The sequence below is a fragment of the Pseudomonas sp. B35(2017) genome, assembly GCF_002113645.1.
Lineage (GTDB): Bacteria > Pseudomonadota > Gammaproteobacteria > Pseudomonadales > Pseudomonadaceae > Aquipseudomonas > Aquipseudomonas ekonensis.
In genome coordinates, this window is sequence record NZ_NEIZ01000013.1 from 57,150 (window position 1) to 70,364 (window position 13,215).

Below are 13,215 nucleotides of genomic sequence, written 5' to 3' on the forward strand. Positions count from 1 at the left end.
GGCCTCATCGCTGGCAAGCCAGCTCCCACAGGTTTTTGTGGTGTGCCTAGATCCTGCAAACACCCGGGATACCTGTGGCACAGGCTTCAGAAGAGGTAGCTGGCCTTGAGGCCGCCGCCGAAGCCGTGGCTGTCACCGCCGCCGCTGGCGCCGAGTTCGGCGCCCAGGCTCAGGGCGCCGAGGCTGGCGGTGAGGTTGACGCCGCCGGTGAACGCATCGCGGTTGTCGTAGGCGGCGCGCTGTTCGATGTCCAGGCCCAGCAGGTGCCCTTGGCTGTCGACCGAACGATCGCCCAGCACATGCTCATACCCCACCTGCACACCCGGCACCAATCGCCACTCGCCCATCCGCACCGGCGCGAACGCCACGTCGAGATTGGCCACGGCGCTGCGGCGGGTCGCCTGGATGCCGTCCACGTCGAGAGCCAGTTCGCTGCCCTTCTCCTTGAAGCCCGACAGATCCAGATGGCTGACCCGCACGCCAAGGCTCGGCTCAAGGGTCACCCCGCCCGACGGCAGGCGATACCCGAGCGCCAGCGTCGCCCCCGACAGGTTGCCATGGCTGTCGCCCTTGGCCGTACCCAAACCACCGCCCAGGTCGCGCTTGCTGTCGTAATCGAACCAGCCGACATTGGCGTTGGCATCGACGAACAGCCCCCGCTCCAACCCGTCCGGCGCAAAGCGCGCACCCACCGAGAAGAACGTCAGATCCGTGTCCGCCTCGCCCCCGACCCCGCCGACGCTGCCGTTGCTGTAGCCGAAACCGGCATGGCCGCTGAGCTGTTCGGTGAAGCGCCGGGTCGCCCCGACCATCGTGCCTTGGCTATGTTCGTTGCTGCTGGCCGCGTGGGATGAACCGTCGGTGCCCAGATACCCCGCCAGCACCGTCGTCCACAACCGATATTGACCGACCTTCAAGTCCGTCCCGCTGGCATAAGGCGCGGCCGCCCGGTCGATCATCGCGTTCTGGCGCAACAGGTAACTGGCCGCGTCGGCATGCACCTGCCCGCCGACGGTGGACTCGCCCCCGCCCAGGCTGCCCGCGTCGATGGCCGATTGCAGGTAATAGTTGTAGGCGCTGTAGGTGCCCGACAACGCAGTGCCCTGCAACTGCCGCAGGAACTGCGCCCCGGCGGCGGCGTTGCCGGCCAGCCCCGCCTCGCCTGGCAGGCTGTTGTACTCGACCATCTTGCCGCGCAGCACATAGATCGTTTCCTGGGACAGCCCGAGCCCCTGCTTGAGGTAGTTGTCCATGCTGCCGTACTGGGCCGTCACCTGGTCCAGCCCCGCTTGCAGGTAACTGGCCTCGACGCCCAGCAGCGGCGCATAGATCGTCGCCATGCTCGCCGGCATCATCGCCAGGGTCTTCGCCACCCGGGCGGCGGTGTAGTCGTTGGTCGCCAGGTAATTGCTCATGATCGTGGCGCTGTTCACCCCGGCGATGCTCTGCAGCACCGCCGCGGTCCAGCCGGTGCGGTCCTTGCCGGCGGTGCAGTGGAACAGCGCGGCGCCGTCGGCGCTGGCCAGCTCGTTGAACAAGCGGCTGAACTGGCTGCGCATGCCGGCGTCGCTGACGAACGCACGGTTGGTCTGTTGCATCATCGCGACGGCCTCCGCGGCGCTGTGGAACGACACCGTGGTGATGTTCGCGCCCGAGGTGACGCTGCCGATGATGTCGATGTTGCTGTAACGGGCGCCGCTGATGAGGGTGTCCGGCGTGGCGGCGATTTCGCTGGGGGTGCGCAGGTCGTAGATGGCCGTGATGCCCAGGCCGTTGAGGGTCGCCAAGTCCGATCCCACCGGGGTCAGCGCGTTGGAGCGGTAGAACACCCTGGCCCGCATCGTGCCGTCGTGGGCCGTGGCATACGCGTCGGTGGTGCCGGCGATGTCGCGGAAGTTGTCGATGCCTTGCAGGCGAGGCGTATCGAGGGCAGCGGCCTGGGCGGTGGCGATGGACACGCTCAAAACGGACAGCGAACACAGAAGACGTCGGAACACAGTGCAGCCTCATGGAAAACCGTTGGGCTGGCCACTGTCGGGAATCAAATGTTGCTCAATATGACAAAACACCGCCCGCCGCAAATCCCTGCGCGATCTGTCCGGTTCCTGCGCGATCCGTCCGTTCTTCAGGCCTTTTTCTTCGCACCGTTCAGGGCCGCGGCCGACCGGATCAGCGCCTTGAACGCCGCTTCGTCCAGGCGTTCGCCCTCATGCACATCGATGGCCCGCCGGGTGTTGCCCTCAAGGCTGGCGTTGAACAGCCCCGCGGGATCGTCCAGCGCGGCGCCCTTGGCGAAGGTCAGCTTGACCGCAGACTTGTAGGTTTCCCCGGTGCAGAGGATGCCGCCGCAGGACCACACCGGCACGCCCCGCCACTTCCATTCCTCCACCACCTCGGGCACGGCCTGATGGATGAGTGCGCGGACATGCGCCAGCGTTTCACCGCGCCAGTCGGCCAGTTCGGCGATCCGTTGGTCGATGAGTGCGGAGGCTGATTGGGTGTTTTCCGTGTTCATGGCTGCCCTCTCCGGTTGACGTCCGGGAACTGTAGACGCCGGCCCGGCCGCGCGCGCAAAAAAAAGCCCCGCAGAGCGGGGCAAGGGAATTTGGTTGGTTGCGGCCAACCAAAGGAGCGTTCAGAGCAAGCGGGTATTGCGTGTTACAGGCAGTCCTGGGCGGCGCGTTCGAAACTCGACGGCGTGAAGTTGGAGGCCAGCAAGTGGCGCTCGTAGACGAACACCTTGCCGCCGCTGCCGGACTTGTAGGCCTCCAGCACGTTGTCGGCGGCGACCTTGCTCGGCACCACGATGCGGTAGCTGCGCTGGGTCTGCGACACGCTCGGGTTCAGCGCACGGCCCTGCAGTTTCGGCACGACGCAATCGGCGTACTCGGCGGGTGTCTTGCTGGTCTGCAAGGTCAGGCTCGGGTCGTTCGGTGCGCTGGCGCAGCCGGCGAGCGTCGCGACGGCCAAGGCGAAAGCGGAGAAGAAAAAAGCACGCATGGATCACATCCTGAAAACAAAGGTTCGGTTCGTCGGCAACGTTTGGCGTCACGGGCGCCGTCGTTGCCGTTGTGTTTTTCGGGGCCCCGGATCAGCCGGCGGCCACCAGGGCCTTGAGCGAGTCGTCAAACTGCCGCAAGGCGTTCAGTTGCAGGTCGCGCTGCCGGGCGATCTGCGCGGCGATCTCCGGCGCCGCCTTGTTGTGCACCCACACCGACGGCATCTGTTTTTCCACGGCGCCTTCGGCCTTGCCGATGTATTGCAGGTCGGCGTCGTAGAACCGTGCGGCGAAACGCGCCTCGACCTGGCTGTTGCGTTGGGTCAGCAGACGGTTGTGGGTGTCGAGCATCACCACCACGTCCGGGTGGGCCTGCACCAGCGCATCGAGGCTGTCGTAGACCGTCACCGAGAGAAACTGCTGTTGCAGCGAGCTCATCAGCCAGTCGATGGCCAGTTCCGGGTCGGAGCTGCTGACGAAGGCGTCGCGGATCCGCGCATCCAGCGCACCTTTGGCGCCGTTCACCGCCACATCGTGGTAGCGCTCAAGGTATTGCAGGTTTTCCAGGGTGTTTTCGCTGTACAGCACGCCAACGGTCTGGGAGTGCTGCAAGCCTGCCGAACTGGCGGCGACGGGCAGAAAATGGCACGACCGGGCGTCGTCTGCGTTGGCCGGTGCGGTCGCGGCCACCCCGCCCATCATCAGGGCGACCATAGCCAGTCGGGTCAGAGTCTTCATCGCGCAAATTCCTTGAGCTGCGTTTCGATGGAGGCGATTTTCCGCCCATCGGCCGCAAAGCAGAACTTGCGTTTCTTGATGGTCACTATTACTTGAAGCAATAGTTGCCCGCCGTGCAGACTGGCAGCCGTGCGACCACAATCAGAACAACCCGTGAGGAAACCCCGAGTGCGAACCTTTGACCTGATCCGCGACACCGTCCTGCCCGAATTCCGCGACCGCGTGGCCGACTACCTGGTGGAGTACGAGACTGCCCTGGGCGAGGCGACCGAACCGGAGCGCGTCACGGCGGTGGCCAATCAGCTGCGCGGCTACCTGCGCGGGCTGAACACCACGCGGGTGCTGGGCATGGCGGACTGGGAAGAGCTGGACCGGCGAGTGGTGAACACCTGGCTTCAGGACCGCTGAACCACCGCCTCGCGCAGCGGGCGATAAGCCGCCACCAGTTCATCCTGTGAAAACGCCCGGTTGCGTCCGCTGGGATTGGGCAGGATCCACACCGCCGCGTTGCCGAACGCCTGCGTCTGAAGCCCCCACGCCACCGTCTTCTGGCCGGTCAGCCCGGCGTAGGCCGCCTTGCCCAGGAACGCCACGACACGCGGCGCGTAGCGCAGGATCTTGCCCTCGAACGCCGCTGCCGCCGCGCTGAACTCATGGGCGGCCAACTGATCCGCCCTCGCCGTCGGCCGCTCCACCACCGCCGTCAACCCGCAGCCGTGCAACAAGATCGAGCGATCCTGTTCCGGGCGCAGCTCGTCGGGCGTGAACCCGGCCAGGTGCAGGGTGCGCCAGAAACGGTTGCCCCGTCCCGCAAAATGGTGCCCCTGGGCCGCAGCAAGCAAACCGGGATTGATCCCGCAGAACACCACGGACAGCCCCGGCGCCAGAATGTCCTCAAGCCCGTCCATGGCCACCCTCACCCACAGATTACCCGCACGGCGCTTTTGGCCTGTTCGGTCAGTTCCTGACGGGACTTGCCCGCCCGCGCCCGGATCGAAATGCTGTGCAGCAGCGACGACGCGAGCAGGGCCAACGCCGCCGCATCCACGCCAGCCTTCAGCTCGCCGGACTCGACGGCCCGGCGCAGGCGCTGCTCCAGGTCCGCATCCAGCTGGCTGAGGCGCCGCGACAGCACCTCGCGGATCTCCGGATCCTCCACCGCCTCGGTGGTCGCCGTGCCGATGGCGAAGCAGCCTCGCGGCGCGCCGTCGCCGGAAAAGTAGATCGACAACTGCCCTCCGTAGAACCGCGTCAGCGCCTGTTCCAGGGGCAGGCTGGCGTCGTTCAGCGCCGCCTGCATGGCGGCGTGCGCCGTGTCCCAATACTGGTCGAGCGCCTTGATGTACAGCGCGTGCTTGTCGCCGAACGCGGCGTACAGGCTCGGGCGGTTCATGCCGGCGGCGCTGGCGATGCTGTCCAGCGAGGCGGCGGAATAGCCGGTGTTCCAGAACACGCCCAGGGCCTGTTGCAACGCCGTTTGCGGATCGTAGGCACGCGGGCGGCCGCGGCCTTTTCCTGTTGTCGGTTTATTTTGTGCCATCTCGTATAAATTCCTTGCGGGAAAGATTTCTCGCTCATATTCTTACACCATCGCACAAAAACAAGGAACCAGAAATTCCTTGGTTGGCAGGGTTTGTTGTAACAGCGCTCGGACCGGGTGCAGCGACGACGAAACAGCGGTGGAGCGATCCTCCCGCCGCCCATGGACTTGATGACTCACAGCAACCAATCACGTCAGGGCCGCGGGCGAATGCGCACCGGTCGGCCCGATGTCCCGGACAAGGGTGTATCGATCATGACACAGCAACTGGACCTCACCGCCGCACCGGCCCACGAACACCCAGGCCCGCGCCTGAACGACGCGCCGCCGAGAAAGCCCCTCAAGCAGAAGCTGCGACCGTGGCTGATGGCCGGCCTGCCCGCCCTCTTCGCCGTGGTCGGCTACAGCCACTACCGGGCTGGCGAACCGTTCGTGTCCACCGACAACGCCTACGCCCGCGTGGCCAAGGCATCGATCAATGCACGGGTGTCCGGGCAGGTCATCGAGATCGCCGTCGACGACAACCAGTCCGTGCGCAAGGGCCAGGTACTGTTTCGCATCGACCCCAAACCCTTGCAGATCGCCGTCGACCGGGCCGAAGCCCAACTCAGCAATGCCCGCCTGCGCATCGACGGCCTCAAGGCCAGCTACCGCGAACAGCAGGCGCAACTGCAATCGGCCAAGGAGTCGGCGGACTTCGACCAAAAGGAGTTCGCCCGCAAGAAGGCCCTGATCGCCACCGAGTTCGTCTCCCGGGCCCTGTACGAGCGCGCCGAGACTGACTTGAAGGTGTCGCGCCAGCGCATCGCCTCCATCGAGCAACAGATCGCCAGCACCGTCATCGCCCTCAACGGCAATCCGGACATCGCCCCCGACAGCCACCCGACCGTGCGCGAGGCCCGGGCCCAGCTCGACGAAGCGCAGCTGTACCTGTCCTACGCGACGGTCACCGCGCCCGAGGACGGCATCGTCGCCAAGGTCGACGACTTGCAGGTGGGCAACTACGTCAATAACGGTGCAGCGGCGTTTGCGCTGATCTCCGACCGGGAGGTCTGGGTCGAAGCCAACTTCCGCGAGACGCAGCTGACCCACATGCGGCCCGGCCAGCGCGCCACCATCACCCTCGATACCTACCCGGACCGCGAATTCCAGGCCCATGTCATCAGCATGAGCCCCGGCGCCGGCGCCGACTTCGCCCTGCTGCCGCCGGAGAACGCCACCGGCAACTGGGTGAAGGTGGTGCAGCGGATTCCGGTGCGCCTGGAACTGGACGACGTCGACCCGGCCCTGCCGCTGTTCTCCGGCACCAGCGCCACGGTCACCGTCGACACCGGGCACCGCACGCCGTGGTGGTATCCGTTCAAATCGCTGCTCAGCGCAGGTAACGCGTGATGAACGCCGTCACCGCGTCCACGACGGCCGATGCGCGGGCGCTGCGGTACGTCGCCCTGCTCGCGACCTACCTGCAATCGGCCAACCTGCCGTTGCCCAACGCCGCGCTGCGCCTGATCCAGGGCAGCGTATCGATGACCGACGACCAGGCCGGCTGGATCTTCACCGCTTACCTGGCCGCCAGCGCCGTCACCACGCCGGTGGCGCAGTGGCTGGCCGGGCGCTTCGGGCTCAAGCGCGTCTATCAAACGGCGCTGGTCGCGTTCGCCCTCGGCCTGTGGCTCGCCACCCTGGCCGAAACGCCGCTGGCGTTCATTGCCGCGCGCATCCTGCAAGGCCTCGCCGCCGGGGTGCTGGCGCCGCTGTCGATGGGCATCGCCCTGGAGACGCTGCCCGCCGAACGCCGCCCCGCCTTCGGGCCGAAATGGACGGCGCTGGTGCTGCTCGGCATCGTCAGCGGGCCGAGCCTGGGCGGCTGGATCTGCGAGCACTTCGACTGGCGGCCGATGTTCTACCTCAGCCTGCCGCTGGTGGCGTACATCTTTCTGGCGGTCACTCTGTTGCTGGCGCAGAAGAAAGCCGAACAGCGCCCCTCGTTCGACTTCTTCGGCTACGGCGCCTTCACCCTCGGCATGATCGGCCTGCAGATGCTCCTGGACCGCGGCGAACGGCTGGATTGGTTCGATTCGCCGGAAATCTGGACCGAGGCGCTGGCCTGCGCCCTTGGGTTCTACCTGTTCGCCGTGCACGTGCTGACCGCCAAGGCGCATTTCTTCAACAAGGCCCTGTTCGCCGACCGCAACTTCCTGCTGTCGATGGCGATCTTCTTCGCCTTCGGCTTCGTGCTGCTGTCGACCATGGCCCTGACCTCGCCGATGCTCGACGAGATCCTCGGCTACCCGCCGGACACCACGGGCCTGCTGACCGTGCCGCGCGGCATCGGCCTGGTCGGCGCGTTCCTGCTGGCGATCCGTGCGCCGGCCTGGGTCGACGCCCGTTGGCTGATCGCCGCAGGCATTGCCCTGGTGAGCTACGCCAACTGGCTGATGCTCGGCTATTCGCCGCTGATGGACTGGACGCCCGTGGCGGTGAGCGGGTTCATCCAGGGCGTCGGCCTGGGGATCCTGATGCCGGCCCTGAGCAAGGTCGCCTTCAGCACGCTCGAACCGAAGCTGCGCCCCGAGGCCACCGGCCTGTTCAACCTGATTCGCGTCTACGGCAGCACCCTGGGCGTGGCGGTGGTGCAGATCTTTTTCTTCAACAACACCCAGGCGGTGCATTCGGCGCTGGTCAGCCAACTGACGCCTTACCGCACGGCGCTGCCGACCTCGCTGCCGGCGCTCGAAGGCCTCAATCACCTGGCCACCCACCAGGCGGCGTTCATCGCCGTGACGGGCCAATTCAAGATCCTGCTGGTGGCGATGCTGGTGGTGAGCCCGCTGGTGCTGTTCCTGCGCAAGCCCGTTTCGGCCAACTGATTTTCGTGGAGTCTGGACAATGAACACTTCTGCACGCTTCACCCCGTCTGCGATCCCGACCGCCTTCAGCGCACTGGCCCTGCTGGTGTCGCTGTCGGCCTGCACCGTCGGGCCCGACTTCCAGCGGCCCGCCGCCAACGCCTCGCAGCATTACGATCCGCAGGCCGAGCAGCGCTTCGACATGGGCAAGCGCCTCGACGGCGACTGGTGGGCGGCGCTGCGCTCGCCCAAGCTCGATCAAGTGATGCGCCGCGCCATCGACGGCAACCTCGAACTGGCGGCCGCCGACGCCACCCTGCGCCAGGCCGCCTCGTCGGTGGCCGCCGCCGAGGGCGCGCTGTACCCGCAGGTGGACTTCGCCGCCACCGCCGGACGCCAGCGCACCCACAACGGCCCGCAGCCCAGCGTGTCGAACTTTTACGCCATCGGTCCGCGGGTCGCGTTCGACCTGGACGTGTTCGGCGGCAACAAGCGCCAGGTCGAGGCGCAGCAAGCCGCGACCGACCTGCAAAGGCACCGCTACGAAGCCGCGTACCTCACCCTGACCGGCGACGTCGCCAGCCAGGCCTTGCTGCTGGCCTCGGCCAACGCGCAGATCGGCGCGGTGCAGACCCTGCTGGCCAACGACGCGAAGAACCTCGACCTGGTGCGCAAGGCGCAGCAGAGCGGCGTCAGCACCCGGATCGACGTGTCGCTGGCCGAAACCCGCCTGGCCCAGGACCGCACCCTGCTGCCGCCCCTGGCCCAGCAACGGGACGCGGCGCGGCATGCGCTGTCGGTGCTGGCCGGCAAAGGCCCGGCGGACTGGATCGCGCCGGACTTCACCCTCGACGAGTTCGCCCTGCCGTCGAACATCCCGGTCAGCCTGCCGTCGGAAACGGCCCGCACCCGCCCGGATATCCTGCAAGCCGAATCCGAGCTGCACATCGCCAGCGCGGCGGTGGGCGTGGCGACGGCCAACCTCTATCCGCACGTCGAACTGTCGGCCTCGCTGGCCCAGGCCGCGTCGGGCAACGGCGCCGCCGCGCTGTGGGGCTTCGCCGCCGGGCTGACCGCGCCGATCTTCAACGGCGGCACCCTGGAGGCGGAACGCCAAGGCGCCGTCGAGGGCTACAACGCCGCCCTCGCCCGCTATCAGCAGACGGTGATCCAGTCCTTCGGCCAAGTGGCGGACACCCTGCAATCGATCAACCACAGCGCCGAGCAGGACCAGGCCCAAAGCGACGCCCTGCGCGCCGCCGACACCAGCCTGCGCCTCAACCGGCAGGCCTTCGCCCAAGGCGAAAACAGCCTGCTGCAAGTGCTGGAGGCCGAACGCGCCTATCAGCAGGCGCTGCTGGGGCAGATCCAGGTGAAGACCTCGCGCTACCTCGACGCCGTGCGCCTGTACGTGGCCCTCGGCGGCAACGCCGTCGGCGCCCGCGACCAACGCCTCGCCAGCCGCCCGGCTCCGACCACCCTTTAACGCCCGCACCCGGAGAAACGCCATGACCTACGAAGCCTTCCACGACACCCTGCGCGACACCCGCCTGCCGCTCAACAACGGCGCAGGCGCGATGCCCGCCGTGGGGTTCGGCACCCTGTTCCGCGACCTGAGCACCACCACCGACGCGGTCAAATGCGCGCTGGAAACCGGCTTTCGCCACTTCGACTGCGCCGAGCGCTACCGCAACGAAGCCCAGATCGGCGAGGCCTTCCGGCAGACGTTTGCCGCCGGCACCATACGCCGCGAAGACGTGTTCATCACCACCAAACTGTGGAACACCAATCACCGCCCCGAGCGGGTCAAACCAGCCTTCGAGGCCAGTTGCCAGCGGCTGGGCACCGATTACATCGATTGCTACCTGATCCACACGCCGTTCGCCTTCAAGGCCGGCGACGACCAGGATCCGCGCGATGTGTTCGGCCACGTTATCTACGATGGCGAGGTGCGCCTGATCGACACCTGGCGGGCACTGGAAAGCCTGGTGGATGAAGGCCGGTGCAAGTCCATCGGGCTGTCGGACATCACCCTGGAGGCGCTGAAGGAGATCGTCGCCGCCGCCCGGATCAAACCCGCCGTCGTGCAGATCGAATCCCACCCGTACCTGCCGGAATGGGAGATGCTCGACTTCTGCAAGGCCCACGGCATCATCCTCCTGGCCTTCGCCCCGCTGGGCCACGGCATGACGCCCAACGTGCTGGACGACGCGGTCCTCACCGGCATCGCCCGGCGCGTCGGCAAAACCCCGGCCCAGGTCGCGCTGGCCTGGGCGGTGCAGCGCGGCACCGCGTTCCTCACCACGTCGGCGACGCCGGGGCACATTCAGGAGAACATCGACATCGACACTCTGCCGATGCGGGCGATGCAGGAGATCAAGGACGACATCGCCACGCGGATCCGCTTCAACTCCGTGGTCGAAACCGGCGTGCCGGGCTTCATCCCCCAAACCCACAAACGCTGACTTGCCCCTGTGGTGAGGGCGCTGGCTCCCTCACCACAAAAAGCGCCTGAGCCGCCCCTATAATGCCCGCACCCCACCCGAGACGACCCCGATGGACGTATTCCAAAGCATGCGCTGCTTCATCGCCGTGGCCCAAAGCGGCAGCTTCACCGCCGCCGCCGAACTGCTGGACACCACCACGACCAATGTCTCCAAGGCCGTCTCCGCCCTCGAAGCTCGCCTGCACACGCGCCTGATCAACCGCACCACCCGGCGCCTGGCGCTCACCGAAGCCGGCGCGCGCTACCTGCAACGCTGCGAAAAGATCGTCGACGACGTGCGCGAAGCCGACGAAGAGGCCGGCACCGCCCAGACCCTGCCCGTCGGCCGCCTGAAGATCCACGCCATGTCCGCCATCGGCAACCACTACGTGATCGACGCCATCGCCCGCTACCGCGAGATCCACCCCACGGTGATGTTCGACCTGACCCTGACCAACCGCGTCCCGGACCTGCTCGAAGAAGGCTACGACATGTCCATCGTCCTGGCCCGCGACCTGCCCGACTCCGGCTTCGTCGCCCAACGCCTGGGCATCACCTACAGCATCCTCTGCGCCGCCCCCGGCTATGTGGCCAAGCACGGCAAACCCGCCACCCCCGGCGAACTCAGCGCGCACGAGTGCCTGCGCATCGTCAACACGGTGATGCCGGTGGAGAACTGGACATTCGAAGGGCCCGAAGGCACGCAAACCATCACCATTCCCCTGTCGCCCTTCCACATCAACACCGCCGACGGCATGAGCATCGCGATCAGAAAAGGCATGGGCATCGGCATACAGCCGATCGCATCGGCCGTGGACGGCCTGCGGGCGGGGACATTGGTGCGGGTGCTGCCGGATTACCGGCTGGAGGAGTTGAACCTGTTCGCGATCTACCCGTCGCGCAAGTTCGTCGATGCGAAGATCAAGACCTGGGTGGAATTTCTCAAGACCGCGATACCGCAACTGCTGGCATCGGATGAAGACATCGTCGGCGCTAAGGCCGTTTGAACGCAGCGGACATGGAGTGTCGACCCTCCATCCCGTGCACCGGGCTCAACCGTTGGAGCAGCCCGAACCCATCACTTGATACTGCAGGACATGCCGCTCGCCGTGGGAGTCCTCATACGTCATCCGCACCGGCACCGGAGCGCACTCGTTGGCGGGTTCGGTGATGGAAATCACGTGTTCGATGTCCAGTTGCGTCGCGGAGCTGTAAGTCTCCACTGGAAGGTTTTCGGCGTCCGCCGCGGCCGCAAACGCCTGCGCGCCGAAACCGCCGAGGAGCACAACCCACGCCATTTTCTTGAGGTTCATGATGTTCACCGTCTCTGGGGGAACCGTGTTCATTCACGGATTGGGGACGATGCTAAGGGGTGGCGGGCGGGGTAAAAATCGGGGGATTGGACAAACACTGTTGCTGGAATCGGGGTGAATCAGGATGGGTCGCTCAGCGACTGAATAATTGACCACATCAATAACAACCATTAATTCAATGAAATTCTCTTATCTGCCCCGGAGCGTAGGATCGGCGCCATACCCAACCACTGCACCGGAGCAGATCACCATGAAACGCCAAACCCTCCTCGGCATCGCCTTCTCGCTCTTCGCCCTGAACGCCTTTGCCGCGACTGAAACCGACCCGCTGTTCAGCGACGCCGTTGCCGCCACCGAGACCGACCCGCTGTTCAGCGATGCGGTCGCCGCCACCGAGACCGACCCGCTGTTCAGTGATGCGGTCGCCGCCACCGAGACCGACCCGCTGTTCAGCGATGCCGTTGCCGCCACCGAAACCGATCCACTGTTCAGTGATGCGGTCGCCGCCACCGAGACCGACCCGCTGTTCAGTGACGCCATCGCCGAAGGGGGCGCAGACCGTCTGGCCGAACGTCGGGCAGTCTGAATCCATGGGTTTGATCAACGCGCACAACAAAAAGCCCGGCTTCATCAGCCGGGCTTTTTGTTGTCTGTGTACCTGTCACTGCACACGGATGTACCGAAACTTGATGCACCGAACCAACGCCTTCAACTCGGGCTCAAGAACGCCGGTCAGTGCATCCCCTTGCTCACCACTTCACCCGTCGCGACATCCTCCAGCCAGATCTGCAGCCGGTCCAGCCCCACGTATTTGGAGCGGGCAATGATCTTCTGGCCAGGCTTGCCCTCGAACTCAAGGTTCGTGAACAAGAACTTCCTGGGCAAGTGGTACTCCAGTTGGACCGTGTACTTGCCGGGCTTCAACACCGCACGCTGGGGGGAGTCATTCTTGTAGTAGTAGGTGGAGAACGGGATGTTCCCCACTTTCTCGTCGTTGACCCTGATGATGTTCAGGTCCGGCTGAAGATCCAGAAAGTGGCGCTGAGGCCTTACTGCGTAGGTTTCGGTTTCCAGCACGGTGTAGCGCGCTTCATCGACCGTTTCACCGGCGTTTGCGTTCGAGTAGTCCGGCATCTCTGCACAGCCCTGCAAGGCCAGAAACGATGCAAGCAGCGGTACGGCAATTTTTTTCACGTGGTAAATCCCTGTATTGAAGAAACGCCGGCAACGTCATCGTTGACGGCCGGCTCGCATGGGGCGGAAGGAAGAAGGCACTGCGCGACCGCATTGCC

15 protein-coding genes are annotated in these 13,215 nt (G+C 65.8%); 7 read left to right on the top strand and 8 right to left on the bottom strand.

Going from position 1 to position 13,215, the window contains the following annotated elements:
• Window positions 1-86: 86 nt before the first annotated feature.
• The 4 genes from CAG41_RS19940 to CAG41_RS19955 form a co-directional block, all read right to left on the bottom strand.
• Entirely contained in the window at window positions 87-1,997 is a 1,911-nt protein-coding gene (locus tag CAG41_RS19940; protein ID WP_085707374.1) for a tyrosine-protein phosphatase, read from the bottom strand.
• A 128-nt stretch (window positions 1,998-2,125) separates the two neighbouring features.
• Window positions 2,126-2,515: a DUF1801 domain-containing protein gene (locus CAG41_RS19945; protein ID WP_085632958.1), complete on the bottom strand. Its 390-nt coding sequence runs from the start codon at window positions 2,513-2,515 to the stop codon at window positions 2,126-2,128.
• Between the two features lie 143 nt (window positions 2,516-2,658).
• Window positions 2,659-3,000, bottom strand: coding sequence for a hypothetical protein (locus CAG41_RS19950; RefSeq protein ID WP_085585684.1), 342 nt, complete (start codon window positions 2,998-3,000; stop codon window positions 2,659-2,661).
• A 91-nt stretch (window positions 3,001-3,091) separates the two neighbouring features.
• Window positions 3,092-3,736 (bottom strand): ATPase, encoded by a 645-nt coding sequence (locus tag CAG41_RS19955; protein ID WP_085585682.1) that lies wholly within the window; start codon window positions 3,734-3,736, stop codon window positions 3,092-3,094.
• 168 nt (window positions 3,737-3,904) lie between these two features.
• Between CAG41_RS19955 and CAG41_RS19960 the strand changes: the two genes are divergently transcribed.
• The gene (locus CAG41_RS19960; RefSeq protein ID WP_085632956.1) at window positions 3,905-4,144 is read left to right on the top strand and encodes a hypothetical protein; all 240 of its coding nucleotides are present in this window, start codon (window positions 3,905-3,907) and stop codon (window positions 4,142-4,144) included.
• Here the strand turns inward: CAG41_RS19960 and mug are convergent.
• Together mug and CAG41_RS19970 are read right to left on the bottom strand one after the other, a co-directional pair.
• The gene (gene mug, locus CAG41_RS19965) at window positions 4,132-4,644 is read right to left on the bottom strand and encodes a G/U mismatch-specific DNA glycosylase (RefSeq protein WP_085632954.1); all 513 of its coding nucleotides are present in this window, start codon (window positions 4,642-4,644) and stop codon (window positions 4,132-4,134) included. The two genes, CAG41_RS19960 and mug, sit on opposite strands and share 13 nt — an antisense overlap.
• Before the next feature lie 8 nt (window positions 4,645-4,652).
• A complete protein-coding gene (locus tag CAG41_RS19970; protein ID WP_085632952.1) occupies window positions 4,653-5,276 on the bottom strand; it encodes a TetR/AcrR family transcriptional regulator in 624 nt (207 codons plus the stop codon).
• A 255-nt stretch (window positions 5,277-5,531) separates the two neighbouring features.
• On the opposite strand from CAG41_RS19970, the gene CAG41_RS19975 reads away from it, so the two are divergent.
• The 5 genes from CAG41_RS19975 to CAG41_RS19995 all read left to right on the top strand — a co-directional run bounded on the left by CAG41_RS19975 (window position 5,532) and on the right by CAG41_RS19995 (window position 11,617).
• On the top strand, window positions 5,532-6,668 hold the full coding sequence (locus CAG41_RS19975; protein ID WP_085585674.1) for an HlyD family secretion protein: 1,137 nt from the start codon (window positions 5,532-5,534) through the stop codon (window positions 6,666-6,668).
• Complete coding sequence (locus CAG41_RS19980) at window positions 6,668-8,146, top strand: DHA2 family efflux MFS transporter permease subunit (RefSeq protein WP_085632950.1); 1,479 nt, start codon at window positions 6,668-6,670, stop codon at window positions 8,144-8,146. Before CAG41_RS19975 ends, CAG41_RS19980 begins: the two co-directional genes overlap by 1 nt.
• A gap of 19 nt (window positions 8,147-8,165) precedes the next feature.
• The gene (locus CAG41_RS19985) at window positions 8,166-9,611 is read left to right on the top strand and encodes an efflux transporter outer membrane subunit (protein ID WP_085632948.1); all 1,446 of its coding nucleotides are present in this window, start codon (window positions 8,166-8,168) and stop codon (window positions 9,609-9,611) included.
• 22 nt (window positions 9,612-9,633) lie between these two features.
• Window positions 9,634-10,590 carry an aldo/keto reductase gene (locus tag CAG41_RS19990; RefSeq protein WP_085632946.1) on the top strand — a complete coding sequence of 319 codons (957 nt, stop codon included), beginning with the start codon at window positions 9,634-9,636 and terminating at the stop codon, window positions 10,588-10,590.
• A gap of 91 nt (window positions 10,591-10,681) precedes the next feature.
• On the top strand, window positions 10,682-11,617 hold the full coding sequence (locus CAG41_RS19995) for a LysR family transcriptional regulator (protein ID WP_085585664.1): 936 nt from the start codon (window positions 10,682-10,684) through the stop codon (window positions 11,615-11,617).
• 45 nt (window positions 11,618-11,662) lie between these two features.
• Here CAG41_RS19995 and CAG41_RS20000 read toward each other — a convergent pair whose 3' ends face one another.
• Window positions 11,663-11,923, bottom strand: coding sequence for a DUF2790 domain-containing protein (locus CAG41_RS20000; protein ID WP_085633015.1), 261 nt, complete (start codon window positions 11,921-11,923; stop codon window positions 11,663-11,665).
• Window positions 11,924-12,173: 250 nt separating this feature from the next.
• Here CAG41_RS20000 and CAG41_RS20005 point away from each other — a divergent pair, with 250 nt between their 5' ends.
• The gene (locus CAG41_RS20005; RefSeq protein WP_085707375.1) at window positions 12,174-12,509 is read left to right on the top strand and encodes a hypothetical protein; all 336 of its coding nucleotides are present in this window, start codon (window positions 12,174-12,176) and stop codon (window positions 12,507-12,509) included.
• 146 nt (window positions 12,510-12,655) lie between these two features.
• Here the strand turns inward: CAG41_RS20005 and CAG41_RS20010 are convergent, their stop codons facing one another.
• Window positions 12,656-13,117 carry a hypothetical protein gene (locus CAG41_RS20010; protein WP_085585660.1) on the bottom strand — a complete coding sequence of 154 codons (462 nt, stop codon included), beginning with the start codon at window positions 13,115-13,117 and terminating at the stop codon, window positions 12,656-12,658.
• Window positions 13,118-13,215: the final 98 nt, after the last annotated feature.